Raw genomic sequence first — 25,928 nt, forward strand, 5'->3', positions numbered from 1 at the left:
GCCTACTGCCTACTGCCTACTGCCTACTGCCTACTGCCTACTGCCTACTGCCTACTGCCTACTGCCTACTGCCTACTGCCTACTACCTACTGCCTATACGCTTGCCTGCCACCCTAGCCCCGATAGAAACGGATACCCCACAGCAGGGAAGGGGAAAGGAAGGCTTTAAGCAAGGGCTAAGACCTGCGCGAGGAGTAGCAGTGGATAGCGGGAATCAGCTCCAAATTAATCAGATTGGTATAGTGTTATTCCGTATTTATATGGATCTGGAATATAAGATTGATAAGTGGAAAAATAAAGCCCTACATGACTGTAAGGCTTTAGAGGTTGTGAATAAAATATTCTAGCTCCAGTGCGGGTCCGAGATAGATGGTTTACCGGTTTCAAGGCGACCTGCGAAATGCCAGATGTTATTTTCAGACTTAATGATCAGATCATACCAACCTTTTGTTTTATGAAGATCAATAATAAATTTTTCGTCTACTATCGTTAATAGGAATTCATTTTTTTTGTTTTCGTAGAGATTTTCAATACTCATTTTTCTGCTCGTGCTTTCTTTTATATTCTTCCTGACGAATATTTCAACGGTATTTTTTGATGGATTACCCATCAACGAAATGTCTATTAGAGGAGGAGTTTCACCTTTAAAATGTCTGTAGAAGCCATTTGGGCCAAAAACTTCATGGTCATATATGTCAGAGTCTACAGGATGCGATAATTCCTGATTGGAGTATAGCGCATAGGAAAAGTAGAAATCTTCTGCTTCAAATCTGGTGCGGTCATAGACGATAAGGGGAACTGCCCGGTCCTTTAAGTTGTTCATAACAATTTTACCACCTTGCAGATTGACGTGATAATGATAGGGAAGCGCATTGGAGGGTCTTGATCCTTTTTCCTGGATTTTCAAAAGATCATTATTTAATTCATTTTCATTGTACCATTTCAGATCAGGTACCGGCTTGTTTTTGGCTGCGTTGATCGTTTTTGCATACGCTTTTTGGTCCAGGTAATTCATTTTCGGAATTTTCACGTTTGAAGCATTGAATGCCGAAGTCAGATTTCCACAAATCGCGCGTCTCCAGTCACTGATATTATCTACCGTAACTTTTTTATTGAATTTCTTCTGAATAAATTTTTCAAGAAACATTAAAACAGAAGTATGATCGGAAACTTCAGAATTTACAAAACCACCTTTCGTCCATGGTGATGCTATGATCATCGGAACGCGGTATCCCAAGCCAACAGTTCCTTCCACTTTTTCATGGTCTTTCAGCGTTGGGGATGACATGTATTCCTGATTTTTATTTACATATTCTACGCCATCAGGACCATTCATATCTACCGGCTGACTTAGGTTCAGAGGGGGTGCGAAAGGTAAAACATGGTCAAAATAACCATCATTCTCATCGTAATTAATGATGAATATTGTTTTTTTCCACATCTCAGGATCCTGGGTCAGTATATTCAGGACTTCGGAGATATACCAGGCTCCGTACCATGGGGAACCCGGATGGTCGGAGAAATGTTCCGGGGCAATAAGCCAGGAAACCAAAGGTAGATTTTTGCTTTCAACATCTTTTCTGAACTGATGCAGAACATCACCCTTAGGAACCACAAGTCTTTCGCCATTTTCATCCTGACCGATTTCCAGATTCCAGTAATCGGGATCGTCGCTGTTGATCGTAAATGCCTTTTGGTGAAGATTCTTTTCTTCGGGTGAAAGCTTTTCAAAGTTATCCGGATGATATTTTACTTTATCTTCCTCGAGTTCCGCAATCATCTTTTCAAGCCTTTCTTTCTGATTGGGATGCTTCTCAATTTCGTTTTGCAGATAGGTAATGATGTTGGGGATATTCTGATGGTAGCCTTTGGAAAATTTTACATTAAACCTGGAAAACCATTCAATCGGATTATCGGTAAAATTACTGAGCCAGGCTTCCTGTTCACCGGACATTCCTTTCGGAAGGCTGATCTCGTTCTGATAAATTCGCCATGATATATTCTGTTCCTCCAGGATTTCAGGAAAACTTTTCCATCTTGCCTGGTGGTTTTTATCATAGTCGATGTTTTCATTATAGACATTCGCTTTTACCTTACCGTTTTTCTCTTCACGTAAAGTTCCCGACCAGTGGAAAAGTCTGTTGGGGGTAGTGCCCGTTAATGACGAGCAAAAATACTGGTCGAAAATGGTAAAGGCATCCGCCAGCTGATAGTAAAACGGAAGATCTTCGCGGTTGTAGTATCCGAGGGTTAAAGGGATATTTTTATAGTCTTTATTCCCCGAGGCTTTTGCCTGGAGCCATTGATCATATTTTCCTTTATTCAGAGCGTGCTGCTGATTGTCCCAGGAGTGAGGAAGTGAGCTCATCCACGTAGATTTTGTATTCATCAGGTCCAGGCGGGCAGGCGCGGCGTATTTACCGGCGTTGTTCTTCTGAAAGAAAACGGAATGCCCATCCTGTTTTGTAAAGGTCCGGCGGTCGGAAAATCCCCGCACGCCTTTTAATGCACCGAATGCGTGATCGAAGGAACGGTTTTCCTGCATGAGAATTACGACATGTTCCGCATCATAAAAGGTAGACTGAGCAGCGGGCTCAATTTCTAAAGCTTTAAGAATGGCGGGATGCAGTACGCTTGAAGTCCCCAGTCCGGCCAGCAAAAGGCTTGATTTTTCTAAAAATTCTCTTCTGTTCATGTTGTATCTAATGGAAAGAAACCGCAAGTTAATAGGTTTTCCTGCGATTTCTTTTATTTAAATGTTAAAAATATTACTGCAACCACCAAGGTTTTCCATTGATATTGTCGTTTCCTCCGTATTGTGCGGTCAGAGCGGCCTGCAGGTTGGTATTGTTATAATTGTATTCCGACTGTGGATATCTGAAGCGGAAGGGTGCGGAAACTCCCGATTGCAACGGAAAGTTCGGGTATCCTGTTCTCAGATAATCGTAGTAGGAAGTCCATTGTGACTGGTGAAACATAGTCATGTATTTCTGGGTCATGATTTTTTCAAGCTGTGTCGGCAGAGATGCTGAATTATCATAGACTACCAAAGGTGTCGCTAAATAAGTATTCACATTAAAGCCTGAAAAATACTGCCCCGGATTTTTAACATAAGTCTGGTAAAACGTGAAGCTTGCTTTAATTGCATTATCATAATGGTTTTTTGCAGATCCCGAAATCCATCCTCTGGCTGCTGCTTCTGCTAAGATAAATTCGAGTTCCGAATAGCTCAGTACAGACGACGGTTCATTGGTGGCATCCTTATAGAAACGGTCATTTACTTTGGAAATATTCTTTGCCGTGATGAGTGCTGCGTTGTCTGAGTAGGGAGAAGTAGGGTTTCCACCGTTGTATCCTGAAAAGTCGGTAACAGGCTTTCCTGCTTCTTTTGCCCCTGTTGTCTGTGCCGCAAAAGTAAATAATCTCGGATCCTGTCTGGCTTTAAATAAGTCAATGAAATAATTCGCCATATAGAGGCTGGAACCATATCCGCTGTTGTTGAACATCGTATAGCGGCTGTCTGCGGCATCCGCAAATTTCAGTTCTCCGTTGTCGGCGATGGATGTCATTAAAGGCTGGTTCCCTGCGATAGTAGCAAATTCTGTGGCTACATTATAACTTCCAACTGTAGTTTTTTTGGACATTGTGATCAGAATTTTCAGTCTGAAAGCGTTGATCAGCTTTTTCCATTTTGATGCATCCCCGTTGTAGATGATGTCGCCTTCGATCTTGTCGTTTGAATTTATTAAATCATTGGCTTCTTTCAGCTCTGTCAGAATTCCGGCCATCACTGCTTCCTGGGAGTCATATTTCGGCTGGGTAATTCCGCTTTCTCCTTTTACGGCCTCTGAATACGGAATGTTTCCGAATTTTAAACTTAAATTAAAAAAATAAAAAGCTCTGTAGAATTTACCGATGGCCTGATAATTCTTATTATTAATCTTCTCTGCCTCCTGCATCATCTTTACCGTATTGAGAAGACCTTTTGAATAGGTATCGAAGGAAGCATCATTCCATTTCAGGTATTGGTACACATTTTCTCCATCGGTTCCGATCATCATTCTGGAGGCGTACATATTATCTCCGTTTACCTGAAAGGCATTGGAAGATACATAGGTTAATAAATATTTGGGATCGACGCTGGCTTTGTCATTCGGATTCTCGTTGATGGTGTCGAGATTAGATTCGCAGGAAGTCATCGACAGAAGCCCTGCTACAAAAACTGATTTTATAATATGTTTCATTTCTGATGTACGTTTTTTAATTAAAATTTAAGATTAAACCCAACTCCGATCCATCTGCTGGAAGGATCCTGGATATCATTTCCTGTCCCGATCTTATAATCCGGGTCCGAGTAAAGATTTTTAGATTTTTTCCACATGGCAAGATTGTAGCCGGAAATATTTGCCGTAAAGCCTTTTACCATTCCTTTCGGATTTAGCAGGTAAGAGAAGTCGTATTCAAGAATTACGGATCTCAGTTTTACAAATGTTCTGTCGAAAACATTGGCAAAAAGCTCGCTTTCGTCTTCAGTCACCCTTGCCTGGTAAGGATAGTTTTGGGCCCAGTCCTGGAAACTGATGGCTTTGGTGTGAGGGGTATATGCCCCTGTAGCCGGGTTGTAATTGACACCGTCCGGTACGAAATAATAAGTTCCCGGGTTGGCGTATTCGAGATCGCGGTAAGCGGTAGAGTTCGGATGTTTCCCGCCCCACCACATTTTCTCAACGACCTGCGACCTCATAACACCACCGATGCTGCCATCGATGCCTATGTTCAGGCTAAACTTTTTATATTTAAAGGTATTGTTAAACCCAAACGTCCAGTCCGGATTGAAATGTCCGAGATTGGTTGGGGTGTTGGCTCTGGTCGGCATTCCCGTATTGGCGTTCAGGATTACTTTTCCGTCCGGAGATTTTTGCCAGGTATAATCGTAGTAGCTGTCCATTCTTTCGCCTAATTTAATATTGTTGTAATTCGGCATACCGGCGTAGATGGAAGTCAGCTTTTGTTCGTAGGTACTCCAGTTGATCAGAGATTTCCAGGTAAAAGTAGCCGTTTTTACAGGCGTTAGTCCCAAAGAAATTTCAAGACCTTTTGTGGTATATTCGTTTCCGTTGACGTACTGTGAAGTGAAGCCTGAAGACTGTGCACTTGGAAACTGAAGGATGTTGTTATAATCCAGTGTTCTAAAATAGGTCGCATCCAGGGTGATTCTGTTATCGAATAATCCGGCACTTAAACCAAGTTCATATGATTTTGTCTGCTCCGGTTTTAATGTGTTTTCAACGTTTAAAGTCGTCGGATAGTAATATGTAGGATTTCCGTTAAAAGTGATCCCGCTGTTGTTGACATAATAATTTCTGATGGAATACGGCTGGAAATCATACGCTACCTTGGCCCAGGAAGCTGATAATTTTAACAGGCTGATCGATTCCGGCATTTTAACCAGATTTGAAATCACCGCACTTAATGAAGCGGAAGGATAAAAGTATGATCTGTTGGCTTTCGGAAGGGTAGAAGACCAGTCGTTACGGCCGGAAACATTCAGGAAGAAAGCATTGTACAATCCGATATCAATGGTTGTATAGGCACTGTAGATGAGTTTCTCTTTTAGATAATCATAATATTTTACAGCGCCGATGGAATTGTCTAAAGTGTAGAGCTCAGGAATTTTAAGTCCGTCCGTCGATGCATTGTCGATATCATTTTTATAATAAAAGGCAGAACCTCCGGCATTGATGGTAAAATCAAAATTCTCAGAAATCTTCTTTTTATAAGTGGCTAAGACATCATAATTGAGATTCCATGTTTTGGTGTCGTTTAAAATGTAGCCTCCACTTCTGGGTGCGCTGTAATTGAAGTAAGAATATGGGCTCAGAATTTCCTGCTTGTTGTGGTTTTCAACAATTGAAATTTTACCTTTTACCGAAAAATCCTTTGTTGCTTTGTATTCCAGGCCGGTTTGTGCATTAATGATGTCGGTTCTGTTTTTATTCTTATAATATTCTGCGCCGAACCATGGGTTGTTGTACCATGCGTAGTTCCAGTTGGCCTGTGCCCTGCCTTCTTTTCCGGGAATCCACAGGTGGTTTTTAAGGTCTCTTCCGTCTACGTCGCCCCCCATCCAGATCAGGATGGTATACATATGACCGCTCGGATTATAGTCGTAGTTCGGAATATTGGGCGTAAAGGTTTGGTTAAAATTAAATTTGGTATCGAAGATTAATTTTTCTCCAAGATGATTTTCAGAGGAAAAATTTACCCCATAACGCTGAAGATACGATTCAGGAACCCGATCATCATAATTCATAAAATTCCCCGAAAGCCTGTATACATCTTTATTGTTTTTATAGCTGATGGCAAAATTATTATTGTTAATGACGGCCGGCTTCAGGAAAATGTCGAGATTGTCATGATATTTCCAGTCGATCGGCACTCTTTCGTATCTGGATTTATCGTCGTATTGGGTTCCCGTCACTGCGCCGTACCACGGAACGATCTTTCCGGTTTGCTTGTCCCTGATCGGGCTGTTCCATTGTGCTATTTTCAGTCCGGGAACAAATTTTGGTCCCCAGATCATATCGCCATCGTTCACCCCGCCGTCGGCCCCGTCCCAGAATTCATATTTACCATGGGAGCCGTTTCCGTATTCGGTCTGTGTTTTCGGAAGATTGGTGAACCCTGCGGAGATCATCGTATTTTGTGAAAACTCAACGGTAAACCCTTTCTTTTTGGCGCTTTTCGTCGTGATAAGAACGGCTCCGAATCTTCCTCTCGAACCGTAGAGGGCTGAAGCGGTAGCTCCTTTCAGCACGTTGATATTGTCTATATTATTCGGATCCAGATTCTGGAAAACTTCTTTCTCTACGATCACACCGTCGATGACGAAAACGAGGTTACTGTTTCCTCTTAAAGTAAACTGTGGAGCCTGCTGCATTCCGGTCGGGTTTGAGACATTCAGTCCCGCAACCTGCCCTGAAAATAAATTCCCGATGCTTGGGGTGGTGATGGTTTCAAATTGTTTCGTCCCGACTTCCTGCGTGGCATACCCTATCTTTTCTTTCTTTTTGGCAATCCCTAATGCTGTGATTACAACCCCTTCGATCTGTTTTTCATTTACTTTTTTCAGAACAACCGAGTAATTTTTTCTGTTTGAAACTTCAATTGTGTAAGCAGAAAATTCCGGAGAGTAAAATTCAAGAATGTCTTTCGGATTGGCAGAGATGGTGAAATTACCATTCTCATCAGTAATGGCGGTTTTTCCTGTGTTTTTATCGGTAATATTAACTCCGGAGACACTGGTTCCGTTTTCAGATTTTACGTTTCCGGAAATATTGATTTCCTGTGCCGTAAGATAAAGTGGGAGTAAAAAAATAGCAAAAGTGGCTAAAGTTTTCTTCATTTTTTTTGAGAACAAATTTAGACAGGCATTGTTACCACAGTTTTACGTCGATATTAAGATAAAAATATAATTTCAATATGGGACAATGATGAAAATTAATATAAAAATAAAGTCCGGGAACTTGCATTATTCCTCAGATTTTTATTTTTTTTAATTATTATATAGTATCGGTTTTAAGTTTTGAAAAGCGAGTTTTTATGCTTTCGGTGAAGAAAGCCCTTTTGCAGTGTACCGGATCGAAAGTTTTGACAAAAACACCTAAATTTTTGGCAAGCGGACCTAAAATTTTGGTAAATGGACCTAAATTTTTGATAAGAAGTTCTAAAGTTTAAGCAAGAAGATCTAAAAGGAACGTAAATTCACCTAAAGCCTGGTCAAAAAGACCTAAAGTTTTAATGAAGAAGCCCAAAAGCCCGCAAAATATTAATTTGCCTGAGAATATTCTCCCGCAGATTATGGAGATTACGCAGATCTTAATTCAAATAAAAAAATCTGCTCAATTTGCTCAATCTGCGGGAGTATCTAAAATTTTGTGTCTGCTTTTAAATTTGACTGAAAACAAGTCTCCCGCAGATTATGGAGATTATGCAGATCTTAATTCAAATATAAAAAATCTGCTCGATTTGCTCAATCCGCGAGAGTATCTAAAATTTTGTGTCTGCTTTTAAATTTGACTGAAGGCAAGTCTCCCGCAGATCATGGAGATTATCCAGATCTTAATTCAAAAAAAAATCTGCTCAATTTGCTCAATCCGCGGGAGTATCTAAAATTTTGTGTCTGCTTTAAATTTGACTGAAAACAAGTCTCCCGCAGATCATGGAGATTATGCAGATCTTAATTCAAAAAAAAATCTGCTCGATTTGCTCAATCCGCGGGAGTATATAAAACCTGGTTAAAATCTACTCAGGATTCCCCAATGGATTTTAATATCATTAAACTTAAAAGGATTTCCAAACTCATTACCGTTGGAAAGCTGGAAGCTCATGAGCCCGATCGGGATAAAGAAATTGAATCCCAGCCCGACGCTGTACAGTTTGGGCTTTACATTCAGCGATTTGTTATTCAGCTGGCCGTACTGGCCGAAGACATCAAAGAACGCCTGGCTTCCGATAAGATAGCGGTATTCTAAACTTCCGTAATAATAGAAGTCGGCAGCAAGGGAATTTTCATTGAACCCCCGCATGGAATTCCAGCCCCCGAAACGGTACAATTCGTTGGCGGAGAAATCAATTTTAGAATCCATCATCGCCCCTTCTGCTTTGATGTTGAGGAAATGGTTTCCGTTGATGTGATAATTGTGTTCGCCAAAAAAGTAAAACTGATTCTGCGGAGAACTGATATTGTCTTTGGTATATGTTGTGGCCAGATAGTCGTATCCGGCGTTGATTCTCGTTTTATAGAGGAAAAGATCAATATCGGTCGGTTCTACCATCTCAAACCAGACCCCGATCCCTTTTTTGTTGTAGTCTTTCCCCTGGACATACAGGGTGTCAATAATGCTTGAGCTTTCAAAAGTACCCCTCAAACCGATCTTGTTCCTGGAATTGAGGTGATAATAAAATGCAGGAAGCGCCTTTACATTGGCAAAAGTAGAATCCTGGCGGAAAATATTGACTTTCATGTTCAGCCCGACATTCGATTTGAAGAGGTAAGGAACGTCGGCCTGGAGATCAAAGGTCTGCCCTTTGTCCGGGTTTCGCTGCCAGTAAAGATTGATGGTTTCAAAGCTGTTGAATATATTCCTGAAATTCACATTCAGGGTTCCGTTCAGCGTAAACTTGTCCGTTTTGTCATTTCCGAACCCGATTACCCCGTCAAAGCTGTTGGTTTTCTTCTTTTCCATGAAGAGGTAGATGCTGGTGGAATCTTTGGTGAAAAGCGTTTGCGGAGGACGCTCCAGAGAAACAAACTGGTGGCTTTGAAAAGATTTGTTGATGGCGATCAGGTTTTTGTCATCATACGTTTTACCTTTAAATTCCTTTTCCAGGTTTTTGATAAATCTTTTCGGAACGCTGGTGTATCCTTTTACCACAAACCCGTCAATGGTTCTTTTGTCGTTCTTATTAATGTCGAGTTCCACAATGGGATATCCGTTTTTCTGTCCCTTGTATTTGGATTTTATTCTGCTGAATGCAAACCCGTCATCAATATATTTTTTGTTGATGTTTTTCTTGGTTGAATCTAAATTTTTAGTAAAAAACTCCTTCTCTGTTTTTACTTTGCGGGAGATAGAATCTGAAAGCCTGACATAGGTTTCATTGAAATTTTTCCCTTTATGAAAAACAATTTCCGTGGTGTCTCCTTTTTTTCTGACTTCTTTCAGCTGCGTGAAAAAGTAATTGTTCTGCGCCAGCGAATCGAGAAACTTGACTGCTGAAGCAGAGTCTTTGACCGTTTTTTTTACCTTCGTCTCCGAGTCGATAAGAAAATAGGGTTTCTTCTGCGCCTGAACGAAAACGCAGAGTAGGACAAAGAATATTTTCAGAAATAATTTCAATTAATACAAAGTTTTAGAATCTCGTTTGTCATTCCAACCGGGATGGCAATATGCTGCTTTATTTTGAAAAGAGGATGATAAAGTTTAATAGTTAACTCAATTTAAGCCAGTTTATTGTATTTCTTCATCAGATTTTCATAAGTACCCTGGGGAAGAATCCATTTCAGGGGAACCCCTATTTTTTGTCCGAATTTACCGAAATAATAGTGGGCTTTCCATTTGTTTTTATGCAAAAGCTGATCTACATATTCCGCCACTTCAAGAGGTTCGGTGCCGTCGCCTACATGGCTGTTCATCAAAGCATAGACTTTGTCGAAAACGTTCTTATACGGTTCCGAAACTTTTGTCCGCACCCTGTTTTCCGCAATATTGGTTTTGATATCACCTAAATGCAGCGAGCAAACATGAATGTTCCACGGATACACTTCATATCTCATGGCTTCCGTTACTTTATCCAGCGCAGATTTCGAAGCAGAGTAAAATCCTCTGAAAGGCAGTCCCATTTCACTTCCGATGCTGGACACATTGATGATCTGCCCGAATTTGTTCTCGCGCATCTTCGGCATCACGGCACTCATCATCTGTACCGCACCGACAAGGTTCAGGTTGAACAATTTTAAAATGTCTTCTTTAGAGGAATCTTCTACGGCACCCACCATTCCCATTCCGGCGTTATTGATGAGAACATCGATTCTTGTTTCGGTCTTTAAAACCTGTGCAATGGCATTTTGTACGGCGTCATTATCCGTTACATCGGTAGGAATAGAGGTAAAATAGGTGCTTTCGGTAGGTTTACGGCTCAGGCCGTAGACTTTATGGCCTTTCTTTCCGAAATATTCTGCCAGTACGAGGCCGATCCCGGATGAAGTCCCGGTGATGATTATGGTTTTTGTATTCATGAGTTTTCAGTTAAAATCAATTTTAAATCTTCCCAAAACATAGGATAAGACTTTTCTACGACCTCTTCATCTTCAATATGGAGTTCCTGAACCAGGCAGAAAGGGGCAAAAGCCATGGCCATCCTGTGATCCTGGTAGGTTTTGATGGAAATATGCTTTTCCGGATCATTAAAGCTTGTTGATTTAATGGTAAGATCGGTAAATTCAGTTTCCGTACCCAGTTTTTTAAGTTCCTGATGTAATGCCAGCAGTCTGTCGGTTTCTTTTACTCTTAATGTTCCCAGTCCGGAAATTTCAAAAGGGATTTTCAGGGCTGCGGCGGTTACACAAAGCGTTTGAGCAATGTCCGGACAGTTGTTCATGTCTAGAACAATTTTTTCCGGAAATGTGAAATCGGGATTGGGTTTTAGCGTGATCTTATGGTCATCTTCATTGAAAGTGGTTTCGATTCCAAAGAAGTCTTCGTAGATTTTGGCAATGGCAGAATCTCCCTGGGTAGATTTTTTATAAAAACTTTTCAGATGGATGGTTTTTCTTCCCAGTGCTGCAAAAGAGTAGAAGTAAGAAGCCGAGCTCCAGTCGCTCTCTACTTCATAATTGATGATGGATGATTGATGACTGATGAAGGGTTCTACTTTAATTGTATTTCCGGTAAAGTCGTTTGTAATTCCGAATTTCGTTAAAATATCCAATGTCATTTCAATATAAGATCTCGAAGTGACTTCGCCGACAAGGTTTATTTCCAATCCGTTTTCAAGTTTTCCTGCGATCAGAAGCAGGGAAGTGATGAACTGGCTCGATATATTTGCCGGAACATCCACTTTTTTCTGAACGATTTTTTTTCCTTCGATTTTCAAGGGAGGAAATCCTTCATTTTCCATGTAAGTGATTTCTGCCCCGAGATTTTGTAAAGCCGTGACCAGGTTTCTGATCGGTCTTTCCTTCATTCTTTTCGAACCGGTAAGAATGGTTGTTTTTCCTTCCTGAATAGCATAATAGGACGTGAGGAAACGCATGGCGGTTCCGGCGTGGTGAATATCCACCACCTCTGTATTTTCAGATAAAGCCTTTTTCAGAAGGCCGGTATCCTGTGAATTGGAAAGATTTCCGATTTTTATGGTATTGAACAGATTTTCTAAAATCAACAAACGATTCGAAATACTTTTCGAACCGCTGATCTGTATGGTTTTATTCTCTAATAGATTTGATTTTTCTAGCTTCTTCATTGTTTATCTAAGTTGAAAGCCGGAAGTTGGAAGAGGGAGGTGAAAAGTTTAGTTTAAACTTCCGGCTTCCAGCTATTTTAATTTCTCATTATTCTGATGACGGTCTTTGTCGCGATCCGTCTTGATCTTCATTTTCTTGTCGAAAGCTTCCTGAAGATCGACTCCGGTCTGATTGGCCAGACATAAGGTGACAAACAATACATCTGCCAGCTCTTCGCCCAGGTCTTTGCTCCTGTCGCTTTCTTTTTCATTCTGTTCCCCATATCTTCTAGCGATGATCCTTGCGACTTCTCCGACCTCTTCGGTCAGCATCGCCATATTGGTCAGTTCATTGAAATAACGGACTCCGATGGTTTTGATCCATTCATCAACTTGCTGCTGCAGATTCGTGATTTCCATTACTGTTTTATTATTGGTCTTTCTTCAGGTGTTCTCAGGCACTGAATCGGTTTATTTAAAAATTATGGATACTGGTAAGCGCCTAAAGTAGGGTTTGACGTTCTTGAAAGTCCTGCAATATCAACAGGAACGGTTGCTGCAACGGCAGTGTTTCCTTTTCCTATGGCAGGGGAATTCTGTTTTACCCTTAAATTCATTTGGGCTACAAAATAATTAACAAAAAGAGGATCCTGATTTTTGACAAGCTGGGTCACGCTTGGTGCGGTATCGAGGAAACCTGCCTCCGATTGATTTGAATATTTTAAAAGGCAATTCTGAAATGCAAAATTAAATAACTGCCCCGGGGTCTGCTCGAAAAACACTGAATTGTCACGGTCGGAGTAAACGATGCTGTTCCTTACATTCAGGATCAAAGCGCCCTGTTCTGTCTGGTTAGATTCGTTTTTCCATTCATTGGTGGCAAAAATACCGTTCCTGTTCATAGATTGAAGAAGGTCGGAATAATTGACAATGGTGGAATGAATGTAATTGTGAGTGCCTCCTTTAAATATTCCGATGGCCGATTCTCCGCAGTTGTTCATGACAAGATTTTTGGCATTCACGGTAGAAGCGACGGCATAGATCCCGTATTCCTGGAAAGTATGAATAAATGAATTGCTGATGGTGGCATTGGTTTGCTTCATTTCAAGGCCTCTTGTTCCTCCGAAAAGCCTTGCATAATTCATATTTAAAGTAGAACCCGCTTCCATCTTTATGGAATTCCAGTTTTTAGGAATGGTGTCATACGCCGGATCATTTCTGTCGCCGCGGAGGGTAACGTTATTGGCTAAGGTTCCGTTTATATTTAAGGTAGCACCGGACCGTACTTTCATACCGCTGTTTTTGTGAAAATAGACTTTTGTTCCCGGCTGAATATTCAGGATTACATTTTCGTCTACCGTAAGATCCCCGTAGATTATTTTAGCTTTATTGTTGTTCCAGGTTGCATCAGAAGTGATGATATTCGGGTTGGATGGGCTTTTAATGAAAAATTCCGCATCCTGTACAACCGAGAAAAGAACTACGTTTTGTTGCCCGGCAGGACTGTCGAAAAGGATTTTGTCTTCAGCAATCGCTTCAGGGCCGGTGGCTTCCGGAGCAATTTCCACAAAAATATAAAGACTGTCTTTCTTTCTTAAAGGAATATCTTTAAAATCGTATCCGGGTTTTCCGTCTACATTGATTTTATACAGAGATATGTTCCCTTTTTCCAGATGAATCCTTGGAATCAGGATGTCTTTATCTTCATTATTATAAACTTTCACGGCATAAGTTTCGGAACGAACCTGATGGTAAACCGTGTCACAAAAAACCGTGTCTCTTGAAAAGCTTAATTTTTGTGAAGGCGTATCAAAACTAATGTCGTCCTTATTGCATGATACCGCCATAACAAGCATCCAGAATGAAAAAGCCAGTAATAATTTGAATTTCATCGAAATTAAAGTTTAATAAATTTCAAATGTAACGAAAATACTTTGAATTTCTTATGAAGAAAAAAATATTGACAGGATATTTGCAAATTCAAAAAAATATTGTACTTTTGCAACCTAAAATTAGCAGAGAAATATCCATTACTATTTCGAAAGCAAACTTTAATTTTTAACATTGTATTATGAAACCGCAAGGTTACATGTGACATTAACAAAAAAAGAAATTTACACATGAAAAACGGAATCCACCCAGAAAATTATAGACTTGTTGTTTTCAAAGATATGAGTAACGACGAAGTATTTCTTTGCAAGTCTACAGCAGAAACAAAAGACACTATCGAGTACGAAGGACAAGAATATCCTTTGATCAAAATGGAAATCTCTTCAACGTCTCACCCTTTCTACACCGGTAAAGTGAAATTGGTTGACACGGCAGGTAGAGTTGATAAGTTCATGAACAAATACAAAAAATTCGCTAAGTAATTTTTTGACATTACAATAATTTAAAAGTCTTTCGTTTTCGGAAGACTTTTTTTTATTGTAATTTTGTTAGAACTAGAAATTAGACGTTAGTTTAAAACTTCCGGTCTCTAACTTCTAGCTTCTAACCTCTAACTTCTATCAAAATGCAATTGGTATTTTCAGATGCACAATATTGGGAAGATTTTCTTCCGCTTACTTTTACACGCCCGATAGCTGAAATGCGCTGCGGGATTCTTACATTCTCTGAAAGATGGCAGAAAATTCTGGACAGCACAGAGATCTCCTTTTTTACAGAATCGTATTTACAGAAAAAATTTCCGGAGCCAGAAAAGAAAGAAAGCCTTTTCCTGGTAACGAACTTTCTGCCTACAGAAAAAGTTATCCAACAAATTAAGGACCTTAAGAAAGGTGAAGCCCTGGTGTATGAAGATGAATTAATTGCTGCCAAAATCAATATGGATGGTTTTTCGCTCCACCAGATCGAAAAAATGACGGATATTAAAGAAGAGCTTGTTTTTTTTAAAAGGCCGGCAGATCTTTTTACCTATAATCAGAAAGCGATCGATTTTGATTTCGATTTGCTGACAAAAGGCAGGACTTCTCAGGAACTGTCTTCCACGAATGGCTTTTTAGGGGACAAAAAGGATCTGTTCATCGAAGAAGGTGCACAGATCGAATTTTCAACCCTCAATACGAAAACGGGTAAAATCTACATCGGGAAAAATGCGGAAGTCATGGAAGGATGTCATCTTCGTGGCCCGATCGCGCTTTGTGAAGAGTCTAAATTTAATCTGGGCGCAAAGATTTATGGGGCAACGACTATTGGCCCGCATTCTAAAGTGGGTGGAGAAGTGAGCAATATTATTATTTTCGGGTACTCCAATAAAGGGCATGACGGTTTTATCGGGAATTCGGTGATCGGGGAGTGGTGTAATTTCGGAGCAGATTCCAACTCTTCCAACATGAAGAATAATTATGGAAATGTGAGATTATGGAACTACAGAAGAAAGGCATTCGAGGATACCGGACTTCAATTTGCCGGACTGATTATGGGGGATCATTCCAAAACAGCCATCAATACCCAGCTGAATACCGGGACTGTCGTAGGTGTGGCTTCCAATATTTTCAAGGAAGGATTTCCTCCGAATCTTGTGGAGAATTTTTCATGGGGCGGATTTAAAGATGACGAACGATTTAAATTAGATAAAGCCTACGAAGTTGCGGAAAGAGCCATGGCCAGAAGAAAAGTCGCTCTGAAAGACGAAGATAAGGCTATTTTAAAACATATTTTTGATACGTATTAAACCGATCAATAAAGGAAACTTCAAATTTTTTTGAAGTTTTTTTGTTTTTAATGTAATATTATGTAAAATCCGGTTGTCTTACTTATAGAAACAAAACTTATGACCCAGGATACTTTCAAGAGTACGGTATTTATTCTCAAAAATGAGATGTATCGCTTTGCGAAAAGGTTTGTCATGAGCAGTGATGAAGCGGAAGATGTCGTTCAGGACCTGATGATAAAGTTCTGGCAGAAGAAAGACGAATTGGAACAGTTTGGGAATTTAAAATCCTATGCTTTGAAAGCAGTCCGGAACGAATGTCTGAACAGGCTGAAGCACCACGAGGTAAAAACGGGTTTTGCAGATATGCAGCTTCACCGGTCGGAGCTTTACAGCATGGAAGTAAATAATCTCAAGGAGCATATCATTGGTTTTATCAATCAGCTCCCTGAAAAACAAAAGATGGTTATCCATTTGAAAGATGTAGAAGAATATGAAGTTTCGGAAATAGCAGAAATGCTGGAAATGGAAGAAAACGCAGTACGAGTAAATCTGATGCGGGCTAGACAAAAAGTAAAAGAACAAATCTCACAATTGATGAGCTATGAGCAAAGACAAATTTCAAGATAAATATAACGAGATCTTCCAGGATTTAAAGGAAGAGAAAATGGACTGGGATTTTGAGGATTTCCTGAAAACAGCTGAAGGTAAAGATGAGGTACGGACAAATGATGAAACTCCCGTTATTCCGATTGGCAGCAAAGCCAGGCCGTCGATGCCAAAGTGGTTCTGGATGGCAGCAAGTGTGGTGATCTTATTAAGTATAGGTTTTATATTTAATTACAATCAAAAAAATGTTGAAGATCAGGCACAGCTGGTAGAAAATCAGATCAAACAGCAGAAAGATCGTTTCATCGAGGAAAATAGTGAACATCAGACTCAGGTTGCGGTGAATTCTGTATCAGATTCAGTATCCGGAGTAAAGAAAGACTCTGTTTTCCAGGAGAATACGGTGGCTGAAAAAGATTATTTAGATGAAATTTTACCTAAAAGAGGAAGGCTTAAAAAAGAGAGAAAGCCAAGATTTGTTTCCAATTCCTCTTATCGAAAGGTTTCAAAAGATTCCACAGTTTACAAAGATTCTTACGTGATCGTAAACGGGAAAAGAATTGATAATGTGGAAGAAGCCATTAATGTGACTAAGTATTCATTCCAGATATTTGCAAATAACGTTAGTGAAAAATTAGCAAAACCAACAGTCGTAGACGACGACTATTAATTAACCTTAAAGATTATGCACCTGATCAGGCACTAATAATCAAAAAAATAAAATTGACTCATGAAAAAAATATTCATCATATTCGCATTTGCCTTTTCACATTTTTTCAATGTGTACGGGCAGGATAAACTAGACCAGCTTTTTGACAAGTACCAGGAAGTGGAGGGCGTAACTTCAATCAAAATTGCAAAACCCATGTTCGGTATGCTGAGCAACCTTGACCTGGGAGACGCAGAACTTGATCAGATCAAACCTTTATTATCAAAAATTAAAGGACTAAAGGTTTTCATCGCAGAAAAACCAGAGGATGCAAATTCTAAAAAGGGACAGCAATTGTCTCAGATTAATAAAGATATAAGATCTTATTTAAGTAATCTGAATTACAGCGAGATCATGACCATGAACAGCAATGGGGCAAAAATAAAATTCCTTTCGGCAGAGGAAAAGGACGGGATTCTTGATGATTTGCTGCTGAGTATCGACAGCGGAGGAGAAGAAAGTATCCTGATAAAGCTGGACGGCAGACTTTCTATGAATGATATCAACAAGCTTATCAATTCTACAGAAACCAAAACCAGTTCTTCAACAAGTACGAGAGTTAACTTTGCTTCCCAAAATAGCCCTTCTTATCTCAGCGGCGAATCCAGAAGTGTCGGGGAATTCGACGGAGTTCAGGTAAGTACCGGTGTTATCGTGAATTTTAAACAGGAAAATCCGGCTTCTGTAAAGGTCATCGCAGATGCAGATAAACTTCAGTATATTATCACAAAGGTTGATAACGGGGTTCTGAAAGTATATATTGACAATAAAGGGCAGAGAAATTTAAAGTTTAAAAATATCAGTGTCAATGTTTCTGCACCGAAAATTGATAACATTAAAACTTCATCGGGAGCTGTTTTCAATGCTGTCAACAATATCAATGAAAATGCCCTGTCCGTAGACCTTTCATCAGGATCTGTAGTGAACGGTAATTTCAATATCACCAATAATGCAAAAGTAGAACTGAGTTCAGGTGCGGTTATTAATTCTACCATCAATTCTAAAATGGCTACGATCAAAGCATCCAGCGGGGCAGTGGCAAATCTTACAGGAAACGCAAACACAGGGTTTATAGATGTAAGCAGCGGAGCGGTTTGTAATGGAGAAAAATTTCAGTTCAACGAGCTTGAAGCAGAAGCTACGTCTGGAGCAGTGTTATCCGGCCATGCGGTAGAAAGACTGAAAGCTACAGCTTCTTCGGGAGGAGCCATTAAATATAAAGGAAATCCTGTTATCAATTCAAATATCAGCAAAACTTCCGGTGGAAGCCTGAAACAAATCAACTAAAAGCAAAAGCCATGAAAATTTTAAAAAATATCATTGTGATCGTGTCCTTAATGTGTATGATGCAATCCTGCATTGTTTCCGAAAGGCCTAATATAGCGTACTTTTCAAAATCGGGCCGTGACTTTGGAGATGCCAAGTTTGTTAGTATCAATGTTCCGTTATTTCTTGCAAAACCCTACATTAAGAAAGCTTTAAAGGAAGACGGAGAAGATGAAGAGCTCATCAACCTTATAAAAAAAGTTTCAAAAATAAAAGTCATGACCGTAGAAAACGGTGATCGCGAAATGCTAAGAGATTTTGCCAGCTATCTGAACAACAATAATTATGAAGAATGGGCAACCATAAAACATGACGGTGATAATGTGAACATCCGGGTAAAACAAAAAGGAGATGCCATTAAAAACATGATGATTACGGTAAATTCGGATAAGGAACTGGTCTTTGTCGACATCAAGGGGAGCTTTACGGCCGACGATATTTCGAGAATGATCGCTTCAGCAAAAGATAAGTAGAAATATTCATATTCAATCATATACTAAATTTTATTTTGTGAAAACCATTTCTTAATAAGGAGTGGTTTTTTTAATTTAAGTTATTGATTATTAAGTTTTATTTAAACTATTAAAATCAATTTTCATATTCCGTCAAAATACCTTAATTTTGCAAGAAAGTAAAGATGTCTATTCATAACAAAATTGTAGAGACAGCCATCACTTTCGATGACGTGCTTCTAGTTCCTTCTTATTCAGAAGTTTTACCTAATCAGGTTTCATTAAAATCAAGACTTACCGACAAAATTACGCTTAATGTTCCTATCGTTTCCGCGGCTATGGATACGGTTACGGAGGCCGAACTGGCGATTGCACTGGCAAGAGTGGGCGGTTTGGGCTTCATCCACAAAAATATGACGATTGCGGAACAGGCCGCTCAGGTAAACAGAGTGAAACGTTCTGAAAACGGAATGATCTCAGACCCCGTAACGCTTTCAAAAGACCATACACTGGCTCAGGCCAAAGATACGATGGCCAAATATAAAATTTCAGGTCTGCCGGTAGTAGACGCGGAAAATACCCTGATCGGAATCATTACCAACAGAGATGTTAAATATCAGGAAAACCTTGATATGAAAGTAGAAGAGATTATGACGAAAAATAATCTCATCACTTCTGATAAAAATACCAATCTGGAAAAAGCTAAGGAAATCCTTCTGAAAAACAGAGTGGAAAAACTTCCGATTGTAGACGGAGAGAATAAGCTCGTAGGATTGATCACGATTAAAGATATTGATAATCAGCTCGAATATCCAAATGCAAATAAAGATCAGAATGGCAGGTTAATCGTTGGAGCAGGCGTTGGCGTTGGCGAAGATACTCTCGAAAGAATTGAAGCGTTGGTAAAAGCCGGCGTGGATATTATCGGGATCGATTCTGCACACGGACATTCTAAGGGCGTGCTGGATAAAATCGCAGAAATCAGGAAAGCATATCCGGATCTGGATATCGTCGGTGGAAATATCGTAACGGCTGAAGCGGCTGAAGATCTGATCAAAGCCGGAGCAAATGTCCTTAAAGTAGGTGTTGGGCCTGGATCTATCTGTACAACGAGGGTTGTGGCAGGGGTTGGTGTTCCTCAGTTATCGGCTATTTACAATGTGTACGAATATGCCAAAACCAAAAACGTGACTGTTATTGCCGATGGTGGTATTAAGCTTTCAGGAGATATTGTAAAAGCGATTGCCAGTGGAGCAGGAGCTGTAATGTTGGGTTCACTTTTAGCGGGAACTGATGAAGCTCCGGGAGAAGAAATTATCTTCCAGGGAAGAAAATTCAAAACCTACCAGGGAATGGGAAGCCTTTCAGCGATGAAAAGAGGCGGTAAGGAGAGATATTTCCAGAGCGAAGCCAAAAAGTTCGTTCCTGAAGGAATCGAAGGAAGGGTTCCGAGCAAAGGTAAACTGGAGGATGTTATTTTCCAGTTAACAGGTGGCCTCAGAGCAGGAATGGGATACTGTGGCGCTAAAGATGTTGAAGCTTTACAGACAGAAACAAAAATGGTAATGATCACAGGAAGCGGTTTAAAAGAATCTCATCCTCATGACGTTATCATTACTCAGGAAGCTCCGAATTATTCTTTGTAAATTTTTTTTAATATAAATTAGAGAGGTGTCTGAAAAGGCACCTTCTTTATTTTTTATTGACGGGGGGGATAATGAATGTTCAGCTATATACGATGAATATTAAAATTATAATGAAATTTTAAAAGTAAAATCATAACGAAATTGTTTTTTAATATTTTCAGCAAAACAATACATTTTATTGTTAAATTTGTGATAAAAGTAATAACTGAATGAAGAAAATTTTATCTCTTTTATTTATATTTTATTTTTTCACTTCTGCTTTCTCACAATTGGACAGGGAACACTGGTTTGCCCCGATGGTAGACAGGACGGGAAACCCCAATCCTTTTCAGAAATTATACCTTTCCACCAACCGCACCACGCCTTTTCCGGTAAGCATTTACAATAACAATGTGTTGATTGCTACTGTAAATATCAGTAAGAATAATCCGCAGAAAATTGATATTCCGAGAGAATATATCATTACGACCCAGCAGACCGATTTGTTTACACCCACCACAAAAGGACTTTACGTAAAAGCAGAATTCCCTTTCTATGCGAATTTTAGATTTTCTGTGTATAACCACGCAGAGATCATCACATCAAAAGGAATATCATCTACAGGAAAATTGTTTTATGCTGCTAGTGCACCCATTACGGTTAATAATGACATCCTCAATTTCATGGCAAGTGTTCTTGCGACAGAAGATAATACAACGGTTACTATTTCCGGATATAAACCTGCTGTGCAGTTTTCCAACGGAACGACGGGGACTACAAATCCGACAATAACTTTTACTTTAAATAAAGGACAATCGTATATCGTAGATGGTATCGGAGATATTGCAGGAAACGCCAACGGATTTATCGGGGCAAAAATAGTTTCCAATAAACCTGTAAATGTCACCAACGGAAATTTCAACGGTCAATATGCAGGGAACTTCCCACTCAGTTCGGATATCCTGATGGATCAGTCTGTTCCCGTTGAAAGGCTGGGAAATGAATTTGCGGTTGTAAAAGGAAATGGAAATATTGGTTCCAATATGGAAGGTGCACTGGTCGTCGCTACTGAAAACAATACCGAAGTTCGTGTTAATAATGAGCTGATTCCTGTGGCCACTTTAAATATCGGCGAGTACTTTATGATCCCTGATACCAAGTACCAGCTGCAGGGGAACGGGCACTACAATTTATATATCAGAACCTCCAAAAATGCCTACGTATACCAGCTTCTTTCAGGTGCAAATACCGTTGGTTTCGAAACGGCTACCGGGGGATTCAACTTTATACCGGCACTCAACTGTTATCTTCCAAAGCAAATTAATGAGCTTGGATTTATTGATGAAAATTTTGTCTATTCAACCGGAAACCCAACCGGGATTCTGAATATTCCCACCAAATTAAACCTTATTACGGAAAGAGGAGCTGTCGTTACCGTGAACGGAGCCGTACCGCCAGGAAATACCGGCCCTTTTAGTATGAGTGGCACCACGAACTGGGTAACCTATGGCATTCCGAATACCACAGGAACCATTACCGTTGTTTCTTCTAAAGCCATTATGGCGGGAATTAACGCTGGAAGTGATGCTGTAGGTTACGGCGGGTTCTTTGCGGGCTTTCCCACACAGCCGGTTATCTTAACCTCGGGAGGAGGTTGTGCTCCGGGCGTTGTATTGACGGTAGACCCGATTATTTACGATACCTACCAGTGGTATAATAACGGGAATATTATTCCGGGGGCTACGGGGCCTTCCATAACGCCTGCCGGATCAGGATTTTATACCTGTTCGGTAACGATGGGAAGCTGTGCTCCGTTGGTAACAGAGCAGTTTAAAGTATTAAACTGTACCAAGCTTTCATCAGTAAGTTATGATGTCTGTGATACAAAGACCATCACGCCTACATTTACCACTTCTGCACAAACGCCTTCGCCCTCGACAGTTTCCATCGTTACACCTCCTGCTTTAGGGACCGCTACGGTGAATGCCGCAACAGGTGTTATTACTTATACGGTCACCAATCCGGGAACGACGGGAACCGATACGTTTACTTATACTTTTTGTGGAAATGATCCCAATCTCCCTGACTGCGAGACGGTAACCGTTACCATTCATATTCTGGCTTTAACGGTAAATAATGCGACCATCAGCGCATGCGATAATGGATCTGGACAAGGTGTTTTTAATTTAACGACCGGGGTGGTTACCAATAATACACCTGTAACGATTACATATTATCCGTCTCTGCTTACTGCTCAGAATGAAACCGCCGGGACAAACATATCAAGTCCAAATTCTTATCCTGCGGGTAACGGAACGATCGTATATGCTGTGGTAAAAAACAATGTCGGCTGTAAAAGCATAGCGCAGATTACCCTTAATCTGTATCCTTATCCGGTGATAGTCAATAACTATACGGGATCTTTCTGTGATGATAATCTGGATGGTACTGTAAATATTGTTTTATCAGATGTAACACCGATTGTACTGAATAACCCAACCTACTTTACATCAGTAAGATATTATGGAAATATTGATGATGCAAATTCAGGGAATACCAATACTCTTCCGAATAACTGGTCTTACACGGCAACCACCACCATATATATCAGGGTGGAGTCTCCGGATGGCTGTGCGCCTGTGGTCAAACCTCTTGTATTTACCATCGGTCCCAGACTTCCCCTCATAAAAACGACACATTCGGTTACGTTATGTGATGATGATCTCGACGGGACCAAGGCGATCGATGTACTGTCATACATCAACCAGTTTACCATAGATCCTGCCGTAACGGCTACCTTTCATGCCACACAGCTGGATGCTCAGAATGATACGGCATCACTCACCAGCCCGATCAATATCACAGGATTACAAACGATTTATATCCGCTTTGAAAAACCGGGATCATGTCCTAATATAGCTACCATTGTTATTAATATCAAAACGCCGAAGCATTCTGATATTCTGGTCAGCAAAGTGATATGTCCGAAAACGAAAACCACATTGAATGCAGGTCCGGGCTTTGACAGTTATTTGTGGAGTACGGGAGCTACCACTCCGTCCATCAGCAATGTAGGTCCGGGAAGTTACTGGGTAGATCTTACTTATGACGGCTGTACATACAGGCAAAATGTTACCGTGACAGAATCGGTTCTCCCGGCCATCACCAGCATCGAGATCAATGGAACTACCGTAACGATAGGGGTAAGCGGAGGCACGCCGCCATACGAATATTCTCTTGACGGAAACAACTGGCAGGGTTCTAATGTCTTTATCAATGTTCCGAGCGGAAACCATACGGTTCATGTAAGGGATTCCAACCAGTGCGAAGAGGTGACTAGACCTTTTGTGATGATCAACCTTATTAATACCATTACTCCTAATGATGATGGCTACAACGATGGAATTGATTATTCTTCTTTAATGAATAATGATAATATTGTCTTCAGAATATTCGACCGGTACGGCGCTGAAATTTTCCGGGGAAGTTCAGAAAATCGCTTTACCTGGAATGGAAGAATTACCGGGCGGCCTGTCAACACAGCTACCTATTGGTATTTCATCAGCTGGACAGAATTCGGGGGGACCACTACCGTAAAATACACAAGCTGGCTATTGGTGAAAAATTACTGATACGAACGTGATAATGGTTTAATATTAAATACAATCATCATTTATAACATTCATTAACAGTTTTGATTAAAGTTTAATATAACTTTAACCACTTTTCACTACTAAAATAGGTATAAATTCATGCTTTTCTGCTTAATTTTGCTCTCATTATATGAAGAAACTATTTATCCTATTGCTGTTGGTTTTTCTGATAAAAATTAACGCTCAGTCGTACTCCGGTGAAGTTTTTTTAAGAGACAACTCCGTATTATATCTCAATCAGGTATATGTTACCAACATTACTACTCAGAAGACCGTTCTCAGTGATTATAATGGTGATTTCAGTATTTCTGCCAACCCTGGGGATATTATCCGTTTTACATCAATCGTTACCGAGCGGAAAGATGTAAAGCTCACTCCTGATATGATCAGCCAGAAAAATTTAATTGAATTGAAAATTGCTTATCACGATATCCAGGAAGTCGTGATCAACAGATTTAAGCCTACAGGAAACTTAAGATATGATGTAAATGCCCTAAGGAAGGAAGATAAAGCATTAGCCATAAAAAAAGTGATTGGCTTGCCTGAACCTAAAGGGGATGGTACCCCGCCTCAATTACCGGTTGCCGGACTGAGAGATGGCGGACTGACCTTCAGCCTGGAAAGTATTTATGATATTCTTTCTGGAGAACGTAAGAAAAAGCAGCGTTATATGGCTTACGAAAAAATGAACAATTCGGTGACACAGATCAAAAATTATCTGGGGAAAGACTACTTCACAAAATTCAAAATCCCGGAGAACCTTATTGATAATTTCCTCCAGTTTGTCTATACTTCTGAAAATATTGAGCCTTACATCATGGCCGGTAATTTTGAGGCGGTAAAGATTCCTATAGAAAAATATCTGCCGATCTACCAGCGAAGACTGCGAAACTCCCATCTTCAGGAAATCGTGAAATAAATAATTAATTTTATAATATCAAATGTATACCGCAATCAGCCGTATACATTTTTTTTGTTCTTTAAATTATTTTTAATTTTATCACGATAAAGTGCAGTTTATATAAAAAGAGTAAAATTTCCGTTATACTAAAGTACTTAGTGATAAATCTTAATGTAATTGAATGAAAAAGATCCTTTTGATTTTTTGTGCTATTGTTTTCGTAAATGTTTCGGCCCAGAAAAAAGGCAAAGACTACAGTGATATTTTAAAAAGCAAAAATATATATGAGATTAATGCTTTCCTGCGCGATGCCCATCCCGACGATCCCAGAAGATCTGTCCTGAAGCCCCGCGTCATGGAAATGATGAAAGAATACATTAAGCATGCAAAACCCGGCGACACCAAGGTCAGGCAAATGCAGGACTGGCTGGCCATGCTGAAAAGACGGCCTTCTACCAAAATATCATTTGAAGAATTTAATGCCAATATCAGAAAAAAACAGATCGCACGGTATCAGAAGGAACTCCAGGTGGGGCAGTCTGCAGTCGTTTATACGCCGAGTAACCCGAAAAATGTTTATGTTGCACCTACCGATGTAGCATCGGTGACCACAGCAGCCGTACCCGATACCGAAGCATCGGAATTCAATATGCTGATGGCGGAAAATCCTGTCGAGCATAAAAATAAAACCGTGAAAATATTAAACTCTCTTTTCGATAACGATCCTAACGCCAAAGAATGTATTGTCATGATTGAAAACAAATCCGACTGCAATATTATCGTAAGGATTGAAGGGATAGGAGTGACCAAATACAGATTGCCCGTTCCGGCTCATAGCGACAATTCCGTTGTGGTGCAGAAGGGGGATTACCTGTTCACAAGTGTGGTCTGCGGTGCTCAGTACGCTTCTCAGAAAACCATTCAGAAACCCCTCATGGTTGCCCTTGGAAGCTCCGCAAAGAAATAAATTCCGATTTTAATTGGTGATTTAA

Annotated in this window: 18 protein-coding genes; 10 read left to right on the top strand and 8 right to left on the bottom strand. The window is 40.1% G+C overall.

The features are described 5' to 3' along the window. Positions 1–343: 343 nt before the first annotated feature. From AC0N32_RS17970 to AC0N32_RS18005, 8 genes are all read right to left on the bottom strand, one after another. Positions 344–2,695, bottom strand: coding sequence for a phosphocholine-specific phospholipase C (locus tag AC0N32_RS17970; protein WP_476395226.1), 2,352 nt, complete (start codon positions 2,693–2,695; stop codon positions 344–346). Positions 2,696–2,768: 73 nt separating this feature from the next. Then, positions 2,769–4,244 (bottom strand): SusD/RagB family nutrient-binding outer membrane lipoprotein, encoded by a 1,476-nt coding sequence (locus tag AC0N32_RS17975; RefSeq protein ID WP_476395227.1) that lies wholly within the window; start codon positions 4,242–4,244, stop codon positions 2,769–2,771. Between the two features lie 20 nt (positions 4,245–4,264). Then, positions 4,265–7,405, bottom strand: coding sequence for a SusC/RagA family TonB-linked outer membrane protein (locus AC0N32_RS17980; RefSeq protein WP_476395228.1), 3,141 nt, complete (start codon positions 7,403–7,405; stop codon positions 4,265–4,267). Between the two features lie 892 nt (positions 7,406–8,297). Continuing rightward, positions 8,298–9,902 (bottom strand): BamA/TamA family outer membrane protein, encoded by a 1,605-nt coding sequence (locus AC0N32_RS17985; RefSeq protein ID WP_476395229.1) that lies wholly within the window; start codon positions 9,900–9,902, stop codon positions 8,298–8,300. Positions 9,903–10,003: 101 nt separating this feature from the next. Further along, positions 10,004–10,801, bottom strand: a complete 798-nt coding sequence (locus AC0N32_RS17990) for an SDR family oxidoreductase (protein ID WP_476395230.1) — start codon at positions 10,799–10,801, stop codon at positions 10,004–10,006. Continuing rightward, positions 10,798–12,027, bottom strand: coding sequence for a 3-phosphoshikimate 1-carboxyvinyltransferase (locus AC0N32_RS17995; protein ID WP_476395231.1), 1,230 nt, complete (start codon positions 12,025–12,027; stop codon positions 10,798–10,800). Before AC0N32_RS17995 ends, AC0N32_RS17990 begins: the two co-directional genes overlap by 4 nt. A 72-nt stretch (positions 12,028–12,099) precedes the next feature. Continuing rightward, positions 12,100–12,426: a nucleotide pyrophosphohydrolase gene (locus tag AC0N32_RS18000; protein ID WP_476395232.1), complete on the bottom strand. Its 327-nt coding sequence runs from the start codon at positions 12,424–12,426 to the stop codon at positions 12,100–12,102. Between the two features lie 62 nt (positions 12,427–12,488). Further along, positions 12,489–13,898 (bottom strand): hypothetical protein, encoded by a 1,410-nt coding sequence (locus tag AC0N32_RS18005; RefSeq protein ID WP_476395233.1) that lies wholly within the window; start codon positions 13,896–13,898, stop codon positions 12,489–12,491. 228 nt (positions 13,899–14,126) lie between these two features. On the opposite strand from AC0N32_RS18005, the gene AC0N32_RS18010 reads away from it, so the two are divergent. The 10 genes from AC0N32_RS18010 to AC0N32_RS18055 all read left to right on the top strand — a co-directional run bounded on the left by AC0N32_RS18010 (position 14,127) and on the right by AC0N32_RS18055 (position 25,903). Beyond that, positions 14,127–14,378: a type B 50S ribosomal protein L31 gene (locus AC0N32_RS18010; RefSeq protein ID WP_002976190.1), complete on the top strand. Its 252-nt coding sequence runs from the start codon at positions 14,127–14,129 to the stop codon at positions 14,376–14,378. Between the two features lie 143 nt (positions 14,379–14,521). Then, a complete protein-coding gene (locus AC0N32_RS18015; protein WP_476395234.1) occupies positions 14,522–15,682 on the top strand; it encodes a GlmU family protein in 1,161 nt (386 codons plus the stop codon). 99 nt (positions 15,683–15,781) lie between these two features. Further along, positions 15,782–16,291 carry an RNA polymerase sigma factor gene (locus AC0N32_RS18020; RefSeq protein ID WP_476395235.1) on the top strand — a complete coding sequence of 170 codons (510 nt, stop codon included), beginning with the start codon at positions 15,782–15,784 and terminating at the stop codon, positions 16,289–16,291. Continuing rightward, positions 16,266–16,940, top strand: coding sequence for a hypothetical protein (locus AC0N32_RS18025; RefSeq protein WP_476395236.1), 675 nt, complete (start codon positions 16,266–16,268; stop codon positions 16,938–16,940). Before AC0N32_RS18020 ends, AC0N32_RS18025 begins: the two co-directional genes overlap by 26 nt. A gap of 60 nt (positions 16,941–17,000) precedes the next feature. Further along, positions 17,001–18,266: a DUF4252 domain-containing protein gene (locus AC0N32_RS18030; protein WP_476395237.1), complete on the top strand. Its 1,266-nt coding sequence runs from the start codon at positions 17,001–17,003 to the stop codon at positions 18,264–18,266. Between the two features lie 11 nt (positions 18,267–18,277). Beyond that, positions 18,278–18,778, top strand: a complete 501-nt coding sequence (locus AC0N32_RS18035) for a DUF4252 domain-containing protein (protein ID WP_476395238.1) — start codon at positions 18,278–18,280, stop codon at positions 18,776–18,778. 164 nt (positions 18,779–18,942) lie between these two features. Next, positions 18,943–20,403 (top strand): IMP dehydrogenase, encoded by a 1,461-nt coding sequence (gene guaB, locus AC0N32_RS18040; protein ID WP_476395239.1) that lies wholly within the window; start codon positions 18,943–18,945, stop codon positions 20,401–20,403. Positions 20,404–20,612: 209 nt separating this feature from the next. Continuing rightward, complete coding sequence (locus tag AC0N32_RS18045; RefSeq protein WP_476395240.1) at positions 20,613–24,014, top strand: T9SS type B sorting domain-containing protein; 3,402 nt, start codon at positions 20,613–20,615, stop codon at positions 24,012–24,014. Positions 24,015–24,165: 151 nt separating this feature from the next. Beyond that, positions 24,166–24,954 (top strand): hypothetical protein, encoded by a 789-nt coding sequence (locus tag AC0N32_RS18050; protein ID WP_476395241.1) that lies wholly within the window; start codon positions 24,166–24,168, stop codon positions 24,952–24,954. A 163-nt stretch (positions 24,955–25,117) separates the two neighbouring features. Next, positions 25,118–25,903 (top strand): DUF6759 domain-containing protein, encoded by a 786-nt coding sequence (locus tag AC0N32_RS18055; RefSeq protein WP_476395242.1) that lies wholly within the window; start codon positions 25,118–25,120, stop codon positions 25,901–25,903. The last annotated feature ends 25 nt before the right edge of the window (positions 25,904–25,928 follow it).

The sequence above is a fragment of the Chryseobacterium endophyticum genome (genome assembly GCF_056333165.1).